The sequence below is a fragment of the Aeromonas sp. OTU364 genome (assembly GCF_038440395.1).
Classification (GTDB): domain Bacteria; phylum Pseudomonadota; class Gammaproteobacteria; order Enterobacterales; family Aeromonadaceae; genus Aeromonas.
The window spans coordinates 1-16509 of the sequence record NZ_JASATR010000034.1; the positions used below are offsets into that span (position 1 = coordinate 1).

16 protein-coding genes are annotated in these 16509 nt (G+C 61.9%); 13 read left to right on the forward strand and 3 right to left on the reverse strand.

Annotated elements, in window-relative coordinates; genetic code table 11:
* The first annotated feature begins 626 nt into the window (after nucleotides 1-626).
* The 7 genes from AAHB08_RS20940 (at nucleotide 627) to chbG (ending at nucleotide 7317) form a co-directional block, all read left to right on the forward strand.
* Entirely contained in the window at nucleotides 627-947 is a 321-nt protein-coding gene (locus AAHB08_RS20940; RefSeq protein ID WP_202047259.1) for a PTS sugar transporter subunit IIB, read from the forward strand.
* 10 nt (nucleotides 948-957) lie between these two features.
* Nucleotides 958-2319, forward strand: a complete 1362-nt coding sequence (chbC, locus tag AAHB08_RS20945; protein WP_202047258.1) for a PTS N,N'-diacetylchitobiose transporter subunit IIC — start codon at nucleotides 958-960, stop codon at nucleotides 2317-2319.
* A 54-nt stretch (nucleotides 2320-2373) separates the two neighbouring features.
* Nucleotides 2374-3756 carry a glycoside hydrolase family 1 protein gene (locus AAHB08_RS20950; protein WP_342059975.1) on the forward strand — a complete coding sequence of 461 codons (1383 nt, stop codon included), beginning with the start codon at nucleotides 2374-2376 and terminating at the stop codon, nucleotides 3754-3756.
* Nucleotides 3757-3812: 56 nt separating this feature from the next.
* A complete protein-coding gene (gene chbA / locus AAHB08_RS20955) occupies nucleotides 3813-4166 on the forward strand; it encodes a PTS N,N'-diacetylchitobiose transporter subunit IIA (protein ID WP_342059976.1) in 354 nt (117 codons plus the stop codon).
* Nucleotides 4167-4198: 32 nt separating this feature from the next.
* Entirely contained in the window at nucleotides 4199-5026 is an 828-nt protein-coding gene (gene chbR / locus AAHB08_RS20960) for a transcriptional regulator ChbR (protein ID WP_319917247.1), read from the forward strand.
* A gap of 125 nt (nucleotides 5027-5151) precedes the next feature.
* Nucleotides 5152-6498 (forward strand): 6-phospho-beta-glucosidase, encoded by a 1347-nt coding sequence (locus tag AAHB08_RS20965; protein ID WP_342059977.1) that lies wholly within the window; start codon nucleotides 5152-5154, stop codon nucleotides 6496-6498.
* Between the two features lie 48 nt (nucleotides 6499-6546).
* Nucleotides 6547-7317 (forward strand): chitin disaccharide deacetylase, encoded by a 771-nt coding sequence (gene chbG / locus AAHB08_RS20970; RefSeq protein ID WP_342059978.1) that lies wholly within the window; start codon nucleotides 6547-6549, stop codon nucleotides 7315-7317.
* Nucleotides 7318-7370: 53 nt separating this feature from the next.
* Here the strand turns inward: chbG and AAHB08_RS20975 are convergent, their stop codons facing one another.
* The gene (locus AAHB08_RS20975; RefSeq protein WP_342059979.1) at nucleotides 7371-8252 is read right to left on the reverse strand and encodes a helix-turn-helix transcriptional regulator; all 882 of its coding nucleotides are present in this window, start codon (nucleotides 8250-8252) and stop codon (nucleotides 7371-7373) included.
* 144 nt (nucleotides 8253-8396) lie between these two features.
* Here AAHB08_RS20975 and tyrS point away from each other — a divergent pair, with 144 nt between their 5' ends.
* Nucleotides 8397-9662, forward strand: coding sequence for a tyrosine--tRNA ligase (gene tyrS / locus AAHB08_RS20980; protein WP_342059980.1), 1266 nt, complete (start codon nucleotides 8397-8399; stop codon nucleotides 9660-9662).
* Between the two features lie 16 nt (nucleotides 9663-9678).
* On the opposite strand, the gene AAHB08_RS20985 is transcribed toward tyrS, so the two are convergent.
* Nucleotides 9679-10617: a LysR family transcriptional regulator gene (locus AAHB08_RS20985; RefSeq protein ID WP_202047251.1), complete on the reverse strand. Its 939-nt coding sequence runs from the start codon at nucleotides 10615-10617 to the stop codon at nucleotides 9679-9681.
* A gap of 115 nt (nucleotides 10618-10732) precedes the next feature.
* On the opposite strand from AAHB08_RS20985, the gene AAHB08_RS20990 reads away from it, so the two are divergent.
* Both AAHB08_RS20990 and AAHB08_RS20995 read left to right on the forward strand, forming a co-directional pair.
* On the forward strand, nucleotides 10733-11851 hold the full coding sequence (locus AAHB08_RS20990; RefSeq protein ID WP_342059981.1) for an NADH:flavin oxidoreductase: 1119 nt from the start codon (nucleotides 10733-10735) through the stop codon (nucleotides 11849-11851).
* Nucleotides 11848-12459, forward strand: a complete 612-nt coding sequence (locus AAHB08_RS20995; RefSeq protein WP_202047249.1) for a LysE family translocator — start codon at nucleotides 11848-11850, stop codon at nucleotides 12457-12459. The genes AAHB08_RS20990 and AAHB08_RS20995 overlap by 4 nt, the downstream gene beginning before the upstream one ends.
* Before the next feature lie 38 nt (nucleotides 12460-12497).
* Here the strand turns inward: AAHB08_RS20995 and yrfG are convergent, their stop codons facing one another.
* On the reverse strand, nucleotides 12498-13166 hold the full coding sequence (gene yrfG, locus AAHB08_RS21000; protein ID WP_342059982.1) for a GMP/IMP nucleotidase: 669 nt from the start codon (nucleotides 13164-13166) through the stop codon (nucleotides 12498-12500).
* A gap of 146 nt (nucleotides 13167-13312) precedes the next feature.
* On the opposite strand from yrfG, the gene nudE reads away from it, so the two are divergent.
* The 3 genes from nudE (at nucleotide 13313) to AAHB08_RS21015 (ending at nucleotide 16453) form a co-directional block, all read left to right on the forward strand.
* Nucleotides 13313-13921: an ADP compounds hydrolase NudE gene (gene nudE / locus AAHB08_RS21005; RefSeq protein WP_005327154.1), complete on the forward strand. Its 609-nt coding sequence runs from the start codon at nucleotides 13313-13315 to the stop codon at nucleotides 13919-13921.
* A 41-nt stretch (nucleotides 13922-13962) separates the two neighbouring features.
* Nucleotides 13963-14775: a 3'(2'),5'-bisphosphate nucleotidase CysQ gene (gene cysQ, locus AAHB08_RS21010; RefSeq protein WP_139433953.1), complete on the forward strand. Its 813-nt coding sequence runs from the start codon at nucleotides 13963-13965 to the stop codon at nucleotides 14773-14775.
* Nucleotides 14776-15187: 412 nt separating this feature from the next.
* On the forward strand, nucleotides 15188-16453 hold the full coding sequence (locus tag AAHB08_RS21015) for an aromatic amino acid transport family protein (RefSeq protein WP_342059983.1): 1266 nt from the start codon (nucleotides 15188-15190) through the stop codon (nucleotides 16451-16453).
* Nucleotides 16454-16509: the final 56 nt, after the last annotated feature.

Genomic DNA, 16509 nt, shown 5'->3' on the forward strand with positions numbered 1-16509 from the left:
ATCCTGGGCCGTAAAAACCCCCCCCCCCCCCCCCCCCGGCCCCCCGCGGGGGGGGGCTTTCTCATCCTTTGCGCCCTCTCTCCTCACTACCCTGACTCCCTCAGCCCTCACTTACCGCCACGTCCCCTCCCGATAGTGACTATGTACACCCTCCCCACCAACCCGCTCAATACGGCAACAGCTTGCCTCACCCAGCAACTTATCTGCAGCCAATAGTCAATGAGTGCGCATCGCGCTGAAAAAATGGCCAAGCCCCCCAGCAAAGCTGAATATCAATCAGGTTGCATCGCTTGTGAAATGTGAGCTGCCACCCGTTATTGATCTTTTCCATCCAGATTTCGACCTACTTCCAAACGCAAAAAGTAACTGACTGAAAAATAAAGATTAAACCAAGGTGGATATCCTCTTTTCACCTCATTACCTCTGAGCCTGCCCATCAGAAATGTGAGCAACGACAAAACCGAGGGTCAACCCGAGACAATTGATATAAGTATCGAAATACCAGCTGGAGCACAGTGGTCGGTACAATGAGGTCAATTGGAGATGATTGATTTGTGTTGATAGCGCGACAGGCAACCATCTCGGCCGATCTATTCATCTGGTTTCAAGTGTTGAGGGAAATGGTTATGGGAAAGAAGCGTATTTACCTGTTTTGCTCTGCCGGGATGTCGACGTCACTGCTGGTCTCGAAGATGAAGGCGCAGGCTGAGAAATATGATGTGCCCGTGGAGATAGATGCCTACCCGGAAACCCTGGCAGCCGAGAAGGGTCAGGATGCGGATCTGGTGCTGTTGGGCCCGCAGATTGCCTACATGTTGCCGGAAATCCAGGCCCTGTTGCCGGGCAAGCCGGTCGAAGTCATCGACTCCCTGCTCTATGGCAAGGTCGATGGGTTAGGGGTCCTCAAGGCCGCCGTCGCATCTATCAAGAAGAGCCTCACTCAGTAAGGAGAACACCGTGAGCACCATAATCGCATCGCTGGAAAAGGCCATATTGCCCATTGCCGTCAAGCTGGGTAAGCAGCCTCATGTCAACGCCATCAAGAATGGCTTCATCAAACTGATGCCCCTGACCCTGGCCGGGGCCATGTTTGTCCTGATCAACAACGTCTTCCTGAGTTTTGGGGAGGGATCCTTCTTCTACTCCATGGGGGTGCGACTCGATCCCGCCACCATAGCCACCCTGGACGGCTTCAAGAGCATAGGTGGCAGCGTCTACAACGGCACCCTGGGGATCATGTCCCTGATGGCTCCCTTCTTCATCGGCCATGCCATGGCAGAGGAGCGCAAGGTTGATCCCCTTTCGGCCGGTCTGCTCTCGGTCGCCGCCTTCATGACGGTCACCCCCTTCAGCGTCGGTGAGGCCTATGCGGTCGGCGCCAACTGGCTGGGTGGTGCCAACATCATCTCCGGCATGATCATTGGTCTCGTCTCGGCCGAGATGTTTGCCTTCGTCATTCGTCGCAACTGGGTGATCCGCCTGCCTGACAGCGTACCGACCTCGGTAGCACGCTCCTTCTCGGCGCTGATCCCCGGCTTCATCATCCTCTCCATCATGGGGATAGTCGCTTACCTGCTCCAGACAGAGGGCACCAACTTCCACCAGATCATCATGGACACCATCTCCACCCCCCTGTCCAACATGGGTGGCCTGGTCGGCTGGGTCTATGTGCTCTTCTCCCCGCTGCTCTGGTTCTTTGGGGTCCATGGTTCTTTGGCGCTATCGGCACTGGAGAACGGCATTCTGGTGCCCTTCACCCTGGAAAACGTCGCCCTCTATACCCAATACGGCTCCGTTGAAGCCGCCATCGCCGCCGGCAAGACCTTCCACGTCTGGACCAAGCCGATGCTCGACTCCTACATCTTCCTCGGTGGTACGGGTGCAACGCTAGGCCTCATCCTCGCAGTGTTTATGGTGTCCCGTCGCGATGACTACCGTCAGGTGGCCAAACTGGGCATGCCCGCCGGCATCTTCCAGATCAACGAGCCCATCCTGTTTGGCCTGCCGGTCATCATGAACCCTGTGTTGCTCATCCCCTTCGTGATGGTGCAACCGGTGCTGGCGACCATCACCCTGTTTGCCTACAACACCGGCTTTATCCCGCCCATCACCAACATGGCGCCCTGGACCATGCCAGCCGGATTGGGGGCCTTCTTCAACACCAACGGCAGCATAGCCGCGGCCCTGCTGGCGATATTCAACCTGGGGATAGCCACCCTGATGTATGTCCCCTTCGTGCTGATTGCCAACAAGGCCCAGGCCGTTATCGAGGAAGAACAGGAGAGCGAAGAGGATATCGCGCTGGCCCTGAAATTCTGATGACACTCCCGGGAGGAGCCTGGCTCCTCCCTCTTCAAGCCGAAGGAGAAGAAGATGACGTATCGCTTTGCGGACGATTTTTGGTGGGGCAGCGCCAGCTCGGCGCCCCAGACGGAGGGAGCCTCCAGCCGAGATGGCAAGTCCGACAACATCTTTGACTACTGGCACGCCATTGAGCCGACGCGCTTCCACCAGGGCATAGGCCCGGCGCAAGCCTCGACCTTCTATGATCGTTTCGAGAGCGACATCGCACTGCTCAAGCAGCTCAATCACAACAGTTTTCGTACCTCCATCTCCTGGTCCCGACTGATCCCGGACGGGACGGGCGAGGTCAATCAGCAGGCCGTCGCTTTCTACCATGCCGTCTTTGACCGCTTGCTGGCCGAGGGGATCACCCCCTTCATCAATCTCTACCACTTCGACATGCCGCTGTGCATGCAGGAGCTAGGCGGTTGGGAGAGCCGGGACGTGGTAGCGGCCTATGTGCGTTACGCCAGCCTGTGCTTCGAACTGTTCGGCTCACGGATCAAGCACTGGTTTACCTTCAACGAACCCATAGTGCCGGTCGAGTGTGGTTACCTCGGCCACTTCCACTACCCCTGTGTGGTGGATTTTCGTCGCGCCGTCACGGTCGCCTATCACACAGCCCTGGCCCACGCCGGTGCGGTCAAGGCCTTTCGCGATGCCCGTGCCAGCGGCGAGATTGGCATCATCCTGAACCTGAGCCCCACCTACCCCAGATCCGATTCGGCGGCAGATCGCCAGGCGGCGCGCTGGGCCGACTTGCTGCTCAACAAGAGCTTCCTCGATCCGGCTCTGAAAGGGGGCTATGACCCCGAGCTGGTTGCCTTGCTGCGCCAGCATGATTTGCTGCCTGCGGTGGAAGCAGGTGACAAGGCGCTAATCAGTGCCGGACGGGTGGATTGGCTGGGGATCAACTACTACCAGCCACGGCGAGTCAAGGCCAAGGATCAAGTCTGCTCGGGGGCGCCGCGTACCCCCGAAGATCTGTTCGATTTCTATGAGATGCCGGGTCGCAAGATGAACCCGCACCGGGGCTGGGAGATCTATGAGAAAGGGATCTACGACATCCTCACCGAGCTGCGCCTGGGCTATGGCAACCCCCGCTGCTACATCTCGGAAAATGGCATGGGGGTCGAAGGGGAAGAGCGCTTCATCGGGCCCGAAGGGCGGGTAGAGGATGACTACCGCATCGACTTCATTCGTGGTCACCTCGAGTGGCTGCATCGCGGCCTGCAAGAGGGTAGCGCCTGCTGCGGTTATCACCTCTGGACCTTCATCGACAACTGGTCCTGGCTCAATGCCTACAAGAACCGCTATGGCCTGATCCGGCTGGATCTTGACAGCCAGACCCGCACCATCAAGAAGAGCGGTTATTGGTTTGCCGAGGTGGCACGCAACCATGGTTTCAATTAAGTGGGATTCCATTAAACCGCTTTCAATTAACTAGCTGTAATCAAGAGGATAAAGAGATGTTCGATATGGACAACATAGAGGCAGAGACCACGACTTGCGATGACATGGAAGAGGTGGTGATGGGACTCATCATCAACTCGGGGCAGGCACGCAGCCTGGCCTACAACGCCCTGAAGAAGGCCAAGGAGGGCGACATAGCCGCCGCCCGCCTGCTGATGACCCAATCCCGCGAGGCCCTCAACGCCGCCCACTTGGTGCAGACCCAGCTGATTGAGAGCGATCAGGGCGAGGGCAAGGTCCCGGTTACTCTGGTACTTGTTCACGCCCAGGATCACCTGATGACCTCCATGCTGGCGCGGGAGCTGATCAACGAGCTCATCGACGTGCACGAAAAACTGCTCGGCAAATAACAGCGGCATCGGCCAGCCATAGGGGGCGAATAATGAGCGTCAAGACCATCCGGGAAAACGAGCTGTTCAACAACAGACCCTTTCACATGTTCATCTACAACAAGCAGGTGAGCGGTACCGGTTTGCATCAGCACGACTATTACGAATTCACCCTGGTGTTGACCGGCCGTTACTATCAGGAGGTCAACGGCAAGCGGGTACTGCTCGAGCGCGGCGATCTGGTGTTCATTCCGCTGGGCTCATCCCATCAGAGCTTCTACGAGTTCGGTACCACCCGGATCTTCAACGTCGGGATCAGCCGCAGCTACTTTGACCAGCACTTCAAGTACCTGCTGCCGGAACACTTCGTGGCGTCCCAGGCCTATCCGCTCAAGCATGAATTCCTGAGTTATATCGAGTCGGTACTGGTTTCTCCCGGCTTCAGGGAAGAGGCGCTGACCGAATTTCTCGAAGTGGTGACCTACTCGGTGATGAACCGGCTGCGTCACTACAAGGACGCCTCGGCCAGCGAGGATCTTCCACTCTGGCTCCATGAGGCGGTAGAGCGCATGCACGATCGCTCGTTGTTTGCCGACGATGCCCTGGCCAATCTGATCCATCTCTCCGGCAAGAGCCAGGAGTACCTGACCCGTGCCACCCGGCGTTACTACAACAAGACGCCGATGCAGATCATCAACGAGATCCGGGTCAACTACGCCAAGATGCAGCTGGAAGTCACCAACGACTCTGTGGCCGACATCGCCTTCGAGACCGGCTACAACGATGTCAGCCTCTTTATCAAAAACTTCAAGAAGTTGACCTCCTTTACCCCGGGCAGTTACCGAAAATATCTCTATCCGAAATTTGAAACCCCGGCCTGAGATTGGCGAGCCGTATTTTTAAAAAACCATGTGCGGCAAAACCGCTGACCCAGATTGACCGGCCCCTGCCACAGGTGGCTGCGGCCCCTTATTCAACCTATTCGAGAATGATGAAAGAGGTGTTTATGAACAAGACGCTTAAAGTGGTCACCATAGGTGGTGGCAGCAGCTATACCCCGGAGCTGGTCGATGGCTTCATCAAACGCTACGCCGAGCTGCCCATCGACGAGCTGTGGCTGGTCGATGTCCCCGAAGGCCAGGAGAAACTGGACATCATTTTCGACCTTTGCCAGCGCATGATCCAGAAAGCCGGCATCCCCATGACGCTGCACAAGACGTTGGATCGCCGCGCCGCGCTGCAAGGCGCCAGCTTCGTCACCACCCAGCTGCGGGTCGGCCAGCTGCAAGCCCGGGAAAAAGACGAGCGCATTCCCCTCAGCCACGGTCTGCTGGGCCAGGAGACCAATGGTGCGGGCGGCCTGTTCAAGGGGCTGCGCACCATCCCCGTCATTTTCGACATCATCCGCGATGTGGAAGAGATCTGCCCGGATGCCTGGCTCATCAACTTCACCAATCCGGCTGGCATGGTGACCGAAGCCGTGCATCGCCACACCCAGTTCCGCCGCTTCATCGGGGTGTGCAACATTCCGGTCGGCATGCAGATGTTTGTGCGCGACGCCCTCAAGGTCACCACAGAGGACGCCCTCTCCATCGACATTTTCGGTCTCAATCACCTGGTGTTCATCGGCGACGTGCTGGTCAATGGGGTATCGCGTTTCGATGAACTGCTCGAGGGGGTGATAGACGGCAGCCTCACCAGTTCCAGCTCGGTCAAGAACATCTTCGATCTGCCCTTCGATGCGAGCCTGATGCGCGGACTGCGCCTGTTGCCCTGCTCCTACCTGCGTTACTACTTCAAAGAGAAAGAGATGCTGGGGATCGAGATGGGCGAGTTCTACAAGGGCGGCGCCCGGGCCCAGGTGGTGCGACAAGTCGAGAAAACGCTGTTTGAGCTCTACCAGAACCCAGAACTCGACGAGAAGCCCAAGGAGCTGGAGCTGCGCGGTGGCGCCTACTACTCGGATGCGGCCTGCGAGGTGATCAGCGCCATCCATAACGACAAGCGCAGCGAACAGTATGTGATCATCCCCCACCATGGCCATGTCACCAACATTCCGGCCGACTGGACCGTCGAGATGACCTGCCTGGTGGGCCGTGATGGCGCCATTCCTCACCCGCGCCTCACCCGCTTCGACGACAAGGTCAACGGGCTCATTCACCTCATCAAGAGCTTCGAGATTGCCGCCTCCCAGGCTGCCTTGAGCGGCTCCTTCGATGACCTGCTGCTGGCCATGAACCTCAATCCGCTGATCCACTCGGACAACGAGGCAAAAACCGTTGCCCAGGAGCTGCTGCTGGCACACCGCGAGCACCTGCCCAAGTTTGCCGCCGCCATTGCGGATCTCGCCTGAGAACACCGGGCCCCGTTGATCATCGGCGGGGCAATACAGGAGATAGAGATGCATAAACGATTGATTATCAACGCCGACGACTTTGGTCTCTGCCCAGCTCAGAGCTACGGCATAGTGGAGGCCTTCGAACATGGAGTGGTCAGCTCGACCACCGCCATGGTCAATTCCCCGGCCATAGCGCATGCGGCCTGGCTGGCCAAACGCTTCCCGGACTTGCCCATCGGGCTGCACTTCGTGCTCACTTGGGGCAAGCCGCTCTCTCCTCTCTCCTGCCTGGTCAATGCCCAGGGGGAGTTGGACAAGAGCATCTGGCAAAAAAGCGAGCAGGGCCTGCTGGTCGCAAGGGAAATCATGGAAGAGCTCAGGCAGCAGTTCGATCGTTTCGTCACCCTGTTTGGCCGCTCGCCCAGCCACATCGACAGCCATCACCATGTGCATATGCTGCCGAGCCTCTATCCGCTGGTGGAAGCTTTCGCCCGCCAGCAGGGCATCCCTATGCGCATCGATCGGGAGGAGGTGCGCCGCCACGGCCTGACCGTCAACCATGAGCTCAGTTGCCAGCGTTTTGACAGCCGCTTCTATGGTGAGTCACTCACCCGGGAGCTGTTGCTGCAACTGCTGGATGACGCCAATGAACAGGGGGTCAACTCCCTGGAGATCATGTGCCACCCCGCCTTTATCGATCTCGAGGTGCAGCGCAGCGCTTATCACCAACCCAGGCTCACCGAGCTGGCCATCCTCACCGATCCGGCCTTGCCTGAGTTGATCGCGGCGAGAGGCTATTGCCTCACCAGCTACCAGGGGTGGCAGCCATCTTGAATCACCAAGGTGGCAGGGCTGTACTGTGATGGGCTCAGGCCAATGGTGGGGCGCTAGCTCGTCGATGTGGTGATGAGGTGGTTGAGAAAGAGGCTGAACAGCTCGGCCCGGGAGCCGAGCCGCAGCTTGCCGTAGAGGTGCTTGCGGTGATTCTTCACGGTGCCGCTGCCGATGCCGAGTTCGGCGGCGATTCCCTCCGTGTCCAGCCCCTGCAGCAGCAGGCTCGCCACCTGCCGCTCCCGGCGGGTGAGCCTGTCTCCGCCCACGCTGCTCATCGCCTGCTCCACTGCGGCCTTGAGGCTGGCGCCGTCCAGGCTGGCCGCTACGCCTTGCATCCCATCCTTTGCCGTACTCTTGGCTGCACCTTTCGCCGCACCATCCGTGGCTCTCGTCGCCGCGCTCTGGGCCAGCAGTGGCAGGCTTTGGCTCCACTGCTGGCGGCACAGGGAGTGCACCAGGGGGAACAAGGCTTCCAGCCTGGCCCGCTCCTGTGGACTAAGGCTCTGGCGCTTGTCGAGGCGGCCCAGAAACAGCATCAGGGTGAGACCGCTGCGCACCGGCAGGATCAGCCCCACCTCCTCCTGCCAGCCGGTGGCCTGATAGAAGTGGTGGCGGTATTCGGGATCGAGCCGCCCCTTGGACACCTGTGCCAGGGTCCAGACCCCGGCGGGGAGGCCGTCCTGAAGCGCCAGCATAAAGGGATCCTGGCTGAAGTGGCTGGTGAGGTAGCGATCAAACAGCAGAGCCCGCTGGTGGCTCAGGTTGTCATGGAGGTAGACGGGACGCTGTCCCACCCCGAGCAGCAGGGCGCAGTCGAACGCCACCTGCTGCTGGATGAGGCGCACCAGGGCCGCCGCAAAGGCCGGGCTGTGCAGGGCATCGACGACGGCGGTCAGGCTCTGGGTCAGCGAGTCTGTGGCGAGGGGCTGGCTCATGGCGATGGGCTCCGGCTGGCGGGGAAAGCACCCCGATATGGGCGGGATGCTAGCACGAGAGTGGCAAAACTGTCCCCTGGGGGACATATCCGCCACCAGTCATAGGGGCGAGTATGGCGACTTTCCCCTGCTGTTGGAGACCCCATGATCGACCCCCATTTGCTTGATGATCTTGCTGAGCGCGGCCTGGTGGCCCAGATGTCCGACCCGGTGGCGCTGGCCTCCCACCTCGCCACGCCGCGCACCCTCTATTGCGGCTTCGATCCCACCGCTGGCAGCCTGCACATAGGCCATCTGGTGCCGCTCTTGATGCTGCGCCGCTTCCAGCTCGCGGGCCACACCCCTGTGGCCCTGGTGGGGGGCGCCACCGGCCTCATCGGCGATCCCAGCTTCAAGGCGACCGAGCGCAGCCTCAACAGCAGCGAAACCGTGCAGGGCTGGGTGGCCAGCCTGTCCGCCCAGATCCGGGCGCTGCTGCCCGCGAGCGAGGGGCTGGCGGCCCCTGTGCTGGTCAACAACGCCGACTGGATGGGGCAGATGTCGGCCCTCGATTTTCTGCGGGACATCGGCAAGCACTTCTCGGTCAACGCCATGCTGGCGCGGGAATCGGTGCGCCAGCGGCTGGCTCGCCCGGATCAGGGCATCTCCTTTACCGAGTTCTCCTACGCCCTGCTGCAATCCCAGGACTTCGCTGTGCTCAACCAGCGTCTCGGCTGCACCCTGCAGATCGGCGGCAACGATCAATGGGGCAACATCACCAGCGGCATGGATCTCACCCGGCGACTGCATCAGGCCCAGGTTCATGGTATGACGCTGCCCCTCATCACCAAGGCGGATGGCACCAAGTTCGGCAAGACGGAAGGGGGCGCCATCTGGCTGGATCCGGCACTCACCTCGCCCTACGCCTTCCATCAGTTCTGGCTCGGCACGGCGGACGAGGATGTCTACCGCTTCCTGCGCTACTACAGCTTTATGCCGCTGGCGGCCATCAGGGCGCTGGAAGTCGAAGATGCGGGTCGGCAGGGGCGCAAGCAGGCCCAGCAGGTGCTGGCGGACGAGCTGACCGAACTGGTGCACGGCAAGGGGGCACTGGCGGCGGCGCGGCGCATCGGCGAGCTGCTGTTTTGCGGCGACGTGGCCCGGCTCGGGGAGGGGGATCTCGCCCAGCTGGCCCAGGATGGCATGCCGAGCTGCCGTATCGAGAAGGAAGCGGATCTGGTGACCCTGCTGGTGGAGAGCGGTCTGGCGAGTTCGAAGCGGGTTGCCCGCGAGCTGCTGGGGGCGGGCGCCATCAGCCTCAACGGCGCCATCAGACAGGATGAACGGCTCAGTGCGGCGGATCGGTTGTTTGGCCGCTACCTGCTGCTGCGCCGGGGCAAGAAGCAGTACCATCTGGTGCTGCGCTCCTAGAGGGCCAAGTTTTCCATCAACTAGGTGTTGATAATGGATCTGTTGATGTCGCTGGCCCACCCAGTTCGCGGATCACGTAGTCGAGGAAGTGGGTGATGAGGGCCGAGTCGGCGCGCCTCTGGGTGTAGAGGGCGTAGAAGTGCGCCCCCTTGGGCCGGTAGGCGGGCAGCACCTCGCACACCGAACCCGATGCCAGCTCATCGGCCACCAGATAGCGGGGCAGGCGGGCAATGCCGAGCCCCTGAGCCATCGCCATCTGGATCGACTTCTTGTTGCTGAAGGCGAGCTCCCCGGCCACCTCCAGGAGGATCTCCTTGCCCTGGTGGAGCAGGGTCCAGTGCTCGCGGCGACCGTAGTCTTGGCTGCGGGTGATGAGGCTGTGATGTTGCAGATCCTGGGGCTGCACCAGGGGCGGATGTGTGGCCAGGTAGGCCTCGCTCGCGCAGAGCACCAGATCGTCCTGGACTATGGGGCGCGCCAGATAGGGCTCGCTGCGCAGCACTGTGCTGCGAAAGGCGACGTGCAGGTTGTCTCGCACCAGGTCGGCGACGTGGTTGGAGAAGTCGGCGATGATCCGCACCTCGGGGTGGCTGGTGCGAAAGCGCAGCAACACTGGGGTCAGCACCACCTCCCCCCAGAGATCCGGCGCCGTGATCCTGAGCTCGCCGCAGAGGCTATGGCGACGCCGTTGCAGGCCGTCGAGCAACTCCTCGTGCAGGGCCACCATCTGGTCGGCCTGCTGGCAGGCCAGCTTGCCCGCATCGGTCAGCTGTACCCGGCGGGTGGTGCGGCCGAGCAGCACGGCCCCCAGGCTCTGCTCCAGATGGCGCAGATCCTTGGAGGCCTTGCTCGGGGTGATGCCGAGGTGGCTGGCGGCCGCGGCGAAGGAGCCGAAGCGGGCGATGGCGAGCAGCAGCCGCATCAGATAGAGGGTGTCGAGTTTGTGGTTATCCATGGGATCCCTCATTGCGTTCTGTTGGGAATGAGAGTCTTTCTTTTCGGCCTGATTATGTCTTTAAGGGCTGGGATTATAGTGGCGTCAACGAGGCACAGATGCCAGGAGAAAGACCATGATCCCGATGTTGAATGATGAGTTCCACTTTGTGCGGGCCGGGCAGCGGCTCAAGAATCGGGCCGTGCTGGCCCCGCTGACCCACAACATGAGCGCCGACAATGGGGATCCCAGCCGGGCCGAGCTCGACTGGCTGGCCCGCTGCGCCGAGGGAGGCTTTGGCCTGCTCATCGGTGCCGCGACTCAGGTGCAGCCTGGGGGGCGCTGCTGGCCTGGGCAACCGGCCCTGATGACGGATGCCCAGCAGTCGGCCTTTGCAAAGCTGGCGCAGAGCGCCGAGGAAAACGGCGCCCTGGCGCTGCTCCAGCTTCACCACGGTGGGGTCCGTGCCCAGCCCGATCTGAACGGCACTGCCCCGGTCGGCCCCAGCGCCATGGCCCCGGGTATCCGCTATCCGCTTGGGGTCGAGGCACTGACGGAGGCGGATATCCTCCGGCTCATCGATTCCTTCGTGGGGGCCGCCGAGCGTGCCCATGGGGCCGGCCTGCACGGGATCGAGCTCCATGCCGCCCACAACTTCCTGCTCTGCAACTTCCTCAATCCCCTGCTGAACCAACGGGAAGATGGCTGGGGGGGCAATCTGGCCGGGCGGGCACGGCTCCTGATCGCCATAGTGCGGGGGATCCGGGCCAGGCTGCCGAAGCGCTTTCTCATCGGGGTGCGGCTCTCACCGGAGAGCTATGCCCATATCGAGGGGATCCGGCTCGCCAACCAGCTGGCGCTGGCCGAGTTGCTGGCGGAGGAGGAGATCGACTACCTGCACTTCTCCATGGGGGACAGCTTCAAAATGGCGAACGAGGATCCCGACGGTGGCTCCCTGCTGGCGGCGGTGCGAGCCGGGGTCGGGGGACGGGTGCCGCTCATGGTGGCGGGCCGGATCCGGGACGCCGAGTCCGCCCGGTTGGCCCTGGCCGGCGGCGTGGACCTGGTGGCGGTGGGGGCGGCGGCCATCGGCAACCCGGACTGGATGCAGAGGGTGAGCCGGGCCCAGCCGCTGCGCCAGCCTCCCTTTGGGGCAGCTCTGCTGACGGATCTTGGCTTCACCGATCGCGCCCTGGATTACCTCGGCAGCCTGCCGGGCCTGGTGGTCCGTGCCGAGTGTGAGGAGGTGCTATGAGTGACTGGGCCATGCTCTGGATGTTCGTCCCGACCTTCTTCCTCATCTCCGTCTCCCCCGGCCTGTGCATGATGCTGGCCATGAGCGTCGGCGCCAGTTTGGGGCTGAGGCGAACCCTCTGGGTCATCGCCGGGGAGCTGCTCGGGGTGGGTCTGGTCGCGCTGACCGCCTTGCTGGGCTACACCCGGGTACTGGTGGAACACCCGGCCCTGCTGCAGGGCTTCAAATATGGCGGCGCCCTCTATCTGCTTTGGCTGGGGGTCATGGGTCTGCGCCCTGGCCCCAGCGACGGGCCCGCCCCCGAGGTGGACAGGGGGCGAGCCGGCCTGCTGCTGCGGGGCTTCACCGTGGCCATCTCCAACCCCAAGTCCTGGCTCTTCATGATGACCCTGCTGCCCCCCTTCATCAGCCCGGCCCTCGACACTAACGTGCAGACCCTGGCCTTCGTCGCCGTGATAGTGCTCATCGAGAGCGTCAATCTGCTGCTCTACGCCTACGGCGGACAGAGTGCGCACCGCCTGTTGCAGGGGCGGGGAAGGGGCAATCTGCTCGGGCGCATCTCGGCCCTGTTGATGATGGGTATCGCCCTCTATTGGCTGCTGGGGTGAACGAAGAGGGGGAAGCGGCCGTGCACGACCGCCTCCCTTCAGGCCATGAGGGGCAGCAACTCGGCGTAGTCCTTGAGAGCCGGGAAGCGCTGGAACTGCAGGGGCGGCATGGCGCTGTCCGGCTGGTGGATGCCGAGCTGGTGGGCTATGCCGTAGTCGGCGGAGGCGACCAGGATCCGCTCGCTGTCGTCGATGAAGAGGGTGCGGGCGGGATCGAAGGGCAGGTGTCCTACCAGGGCCTGCCAGCAGTGCTGGCTCTCCTTCGACCAGCCGAGCTCGTGGGTGCTGACGATCTCGTCTAGATGCTCATCGAGTCCGAGTTGTTCAATCTTGACCGCCAGGCTGGCCGGGTGGGCGTTGGTGAACAGGACACGGCGCTTGCCGGCGGCCTTGAGGGCGGCGAGAAACGCGATGGCGTTGGGGCGCCACTGGATCTTGTCCAGTATCTCCTGCTTGAGGGCGCGGATGTCGAGCCCGAGGGTCCGGCTCCAGTAGTCGACGCAGTACCAGTCGAGGGTGCCGCTGACGGCCTGATAGTGGGCATCGATCTGCGCCTTGGCGTCGGCCAGCGGGAGGCCGAGGCGCGCAGCGTAGCGCTCGGGCACCAGCTGCTGCCAGAGGTGGCTGTCAAAATGAAGGTCGATCAGGGTGCCATCCATGTCGAGCAGAACTGTGTCTATCTGGTGCCAGGGCAGTGGGGTGGGCATGGGGCCTCTTTGTGTCGGACTGGGTGGGGAAAACGGGGGGCATTATAACGGATTTTTCAGGCACCTTTCCGGCCCTTGCCCCGTGGTGTTCCCTCGGGGAGTCGTTTACTCTTGAAGCACTCTTTTTTAACGAGCAGTCAGCCCAGATGAGTGACCCCCACAAGTGCAAACCCGAACACGTCCGCGTCGAGGCCATGGCCCACGACAAGCGCAAGCCGGAGATCATCAAGGCCGAGCTGGTGGCCGAGAGCCGGCTGTTCAAGGTGGAATCCCTGCACCTGAAATTCAGCAACGGGGAGGAGCGGGTCTACGAGCGGATGCGCGGCGGCAACCGGGGGGCCGTCATGGTGGTGCCCCTGTTCGATGCCCACACCCTGCTGCTGGTGCGCGAATACGCGGCGGGCACTCACTCCTACGAGCTGGGCTTCCCCAAGGGGCTGATCGATCCGGGCGAAGATGCCTTCGAGGCGGGCAACCGGGAGCTGATGGAGGAGGCGGGCTTCGGGGCCCGTGACCTCATTCCCCTCAAGCAGGTCTCCCTGGCCCCCGGCTATTTTTCCAGCCGGATGGACATACTGCTGGCGCGGGATCTCTACCCCGAGCAGCGGGTGGGCGACGAGCCCGAGCCCCTCGAGGTGATCCCCTGGCCCCTCAATCGCATCGACGAATTGCTGGCGCGACCCGACTTCACCGAGTCGCGCAGCATCAGTGCCCTGCTGCTGGCCAGCAAATGGCTGGCGGAGCAGGAAAGCTAGCCCAAGCCTGGGTAAAGGTAATAAAAACAGAGGATAACAAGATGCAGGAGTTGTTGGCCTGGATACCTGGGGTCAAGGAGATAGCCCGCGAAGCGGGGCGTATCCTTCACGAAATCTATCACGGCGGTCAGTTCGAGCGTCAGCTGAAGGAGGATGCGACCCCGGTCACCAGTGCCGATCTTGCTGCCGATGCCTACCTCAAGCAGGCGCTGTCGGCGCTCACCCCCCATGTGCCCGTGCTGACCGAAGAGGCGGCCGATGTGCCCTTCAGCCAGCGTGCCAACTGGCGGCAATACTGGCTGGTGGACCCCCTCGACGGCACCGGCGAGTTCATCGCCGGCAGCGGTGACTTCGCCACCCTGATCGCCCTGGTGCGGGACAATGTCCCCGTGCTCGGGGTCATCTATGCCCCCGAGGCCGACGTGCTCTACTGGGCGGTGCGCGGCCACGGCGCCTTCAAGGAGGTGAATGGCGAGGTGTACCCCATCAGCGCCATGCACCACGAGCACGACCAGCCCGACTCCCTGGTGGTGGCCATCAGCCGTCGCCAGAAGCTGGAGAACCTGACCCGCCGCCTCAACCCGGCCATCAACTACGAGCTGATCCCGCTTGGCTCCAGCTCCCTCAAGTCCTGCCTGGTGGCGGAAGGGGCGGCAGACTGCTATGTGCGGCTCGGCCCCACCGGCGAGTGGGACACCGCCGCCGCCCAGTGCATCGTCGAGGCGGCGGGGGGGCGCATCCTCAGCCTGGCGTTGCAACCGCTCAGCTACAACGAAACGGAGTCGCTGGAGAACCCTGACTTCATCGTGATGGGGGACCCGGATCTCGCCTGGGGCAAGATCCTGACTCACTGAGCCGGTTGAAATGTAGCCAGCTCATCCAATCAGGCGGCCCCGTGGCCGCCTGATTGCCTGGTGTGATCCGCTGGCTTGGCGCGGCATATTCAGGTGTATTCGCTACTTAAATGGATTGCTGTAGTGGATCATCACAATCAAACCCAAAGTGCTGGCATCTATTTTCAGGTAATTCTGAAAACTTCGTATTGGTCAAAATAAAAAATCGACCAGTGGTTATATTTTGGTTTTATATTTCGTTAAATTCGCCGTTTAAAGGTTTAACCGAACAGGGTGGGCTGGAAATCCCCCCCAATCTCACTGGTTGAACCTGGCTTTGCCAGTGAGATCTGCCAATGCCGTTTTTTGAGAATTAAATGCTAAAGGAGCACAATATTTTTAGATTTTAATACTATATATAAGTGGTTTATCAATGAGTTCATCTGCAGAGGTCACCCGGGAGCTATCCGGTTCCCCATCCATCAGCCGCACTGGCTGGCGTCGTCACGATACCCACTGGGTCATCAGCCTGTTTGGCACCGCGGTCGGCGCCGGCATACTGTTCCTGCCCATCAACCTGGGTCTGGGGGGCATCTGGCCCCTGGTCATCGTCGCCGTGCTGGCGGGCCCCATGACCTTCCTGGCCCACCGCGGGCTGGCGCGCTTCGTGCTCTCCTCCTCCCGCCCCCACGCCGACTTCACCGAGGTGGCGGAGGAGCACTTCGGCAAGATGGCCGGTCGCCTCATCTCGGCGCTCTACTTCCTCTCCATCTTCCCCATACTGCTCATCTACGGCGTCGGGCTGACCAATACGGTGGAGAGCTTCATGATCAACCAGCTCGGCATGGATGCCCCGAACCGGGTGATGCTCTCCGGCCTGCTGGTGTTCGCCATGATCGCCGTGATGATGGCGGGGGAGAAGGCGATGCTGCGGGCCTTTGCCTTCATGGTCTACCCGCTGGCGACCATTCTGGCGGCGCTCTCCTGCTACCTGATTCCCCAGTGGCACTGGCCGGAGGCGACCGCGTTCGAGGGGGCCAGCTTCCTCAACACCGTCTGGCTGGCGCTGCCGGTCACAGTGTTCGCCTTCAGCCACGCCGCCGCCATCTCCGGCTTTGCCAACGTGCAGCGGCGGGAATATGGCGAGCAGGCCGAAGCCAAGAGCGGCCTGATCCTGCGCAACACCACAGTGATGCTGGTGGGCTTCGTGCTCTTCTTCGTCTTCTCCTGCGTGCTGAGCCTCTCCCCGGCCCAGCTGGCCGAGGCCAAGGCCCAGAACGTCTCCGTGCTCTCCTATCTCGCCAACATCACAGACAACCCTGTGATCGTGACCCTGGGGCCGCTCATCGCCTTCATCGCCATCAGCTCCTCCTTCCTCGGCCACTTCCTCGGCGCCCGGGAGAGCCTGAAAAGCCTGATCGCCAAGCCCATAGGGCTGTCGCTGGCCAAGGCGGACCGGCTCGGCATCGCCCTGATGTTCTTCGCCATCTGGGGGGCGGCTGTGATCAACCCCGGCATCCTCGGCCTGATGGAGACCCTCTCCGGCCCCGTCATCGCCATGATCCTCTTCATCATGCCGGTGGTGGCCATCTACAGGGTGGAGGCGCTGGCCCGCTTCCGTCAGGGCTGGGTGAACGGCTTCATCCTGCTGACCGGTTCGCTCTCGGTCTCGGCCCTGCTCTTCAGCCTGCTGAAGTAACAGCGGCGCGGTGGCTAAAAAGAGAAGAGGGGGGGGGGGGGGGGGGGGGGGGGGGG

Excerpts from the sequence above, each read along its gene's own strand:
- AAHB08_RS20940 (WP_202047259.1), top strand. The coding sequence starts at position 627 with ATGGGAAAGAAGCGTATTTACCTGTTTTGCTCTGCCGGGATGTCGACG.
- AAHB08_RS20950 (WP_342059975.1), top strand. The coding sequence starts at position 2,374 with ATGACGTATCGCTTTGCGGACGATTTTTGGTGGGGCAGCGCCAGCTCG.
- chbA (WP_342059976.1), top strand. The coding sequence starts at position 3,813 with ATGTTCGATATGGACAACATAGAGGCAGAGACCACGACTTGCGATGAC.
- chbR (WP_319917247.1), top strand. The coding sequence starts at position 4,199 with ATGAGCGTCAAGACCATCCGGGAAAACGAGCTGTTCAACAACAGACCC.
- AAHB08_RS20965 (WP_342059977.1), top strand. The coding sequence starts at position 5,152 with ATGAACAAGACGCTTAAAGTGGTCACCATAGGTGGTGGCAGCAGCTAT.
- chbG (WP_342059978.1), top strand. The coding sequence starts at position 6,547 with ATGCATAAACGATTGATTATCAACGCCGACGACTTTGGTCTCTGCCCA.
- AAHB08_RS20975 (WP_342059979.1), bottom strand. The coding sequence starts at position 8,252 with ATGAGCCAGCCCCTCGCCACAGACTCGCTGACCCAGAGCCTGACCGCC.
- tyrS (WP_342059980.1), top strand. The coding sequence starts at position 8,397 with ATGATCGACCCCCATTTGCTTGATGATCTTGCTGAGCGCGGCCTGGTG.
- AAHB08_RS20985 (WP_202047251.1), bottom strand. The coding sequence starts at position 10,617 with ATGGATAACCACAAACTCGACACCCTCTATCTGATGCGGCTGCTGCTC.
- AAHB08_RS20990 (WP_342059981.1), top strand. The coding sequence starts at position 10,733 with ATGATCCCGATGTTGAATGATGAGTTCCACTTTGTGCGGGCCGGGCAG.
- AAHB08_RS20995 (WP_202047249.1), top strand. The coding sequence starts at position 11,848 with ATGAGTGACTGGGCCATGCTCTGGATGTTCGTCCCGACCTTCTTCCTC.
- yrfG (WP_342059982.1), bottom strand. The coding sequence starts at position 13,166 with ATGCCCACCCCACTGCCCTGGCACCAGATAGACACAGTTCTGCTCGAC.
- nudE (WP_005327154.1), top strand. The coding sequence starts at position 13,313 with ATGAGTGACCCCCACAAGTGCAAACCCGAACACGTCCGCGTCGAGGCC.
- cysQ (WP_139433953.1), top strand. The coding sequence starts at position 13,963 with ATGCAGGAGTTGTTGGCCTGGATACCTGGGGTCAAGGAGATAGCCCGC.
- AAHB08_RS21015 (WP_342059983.1), top strand. The coding sequence starts at position 15,188 with ATGAGTTCATCTGCAGAGGTCACCCGGGAGCTATCCGGTTCCCCATCC.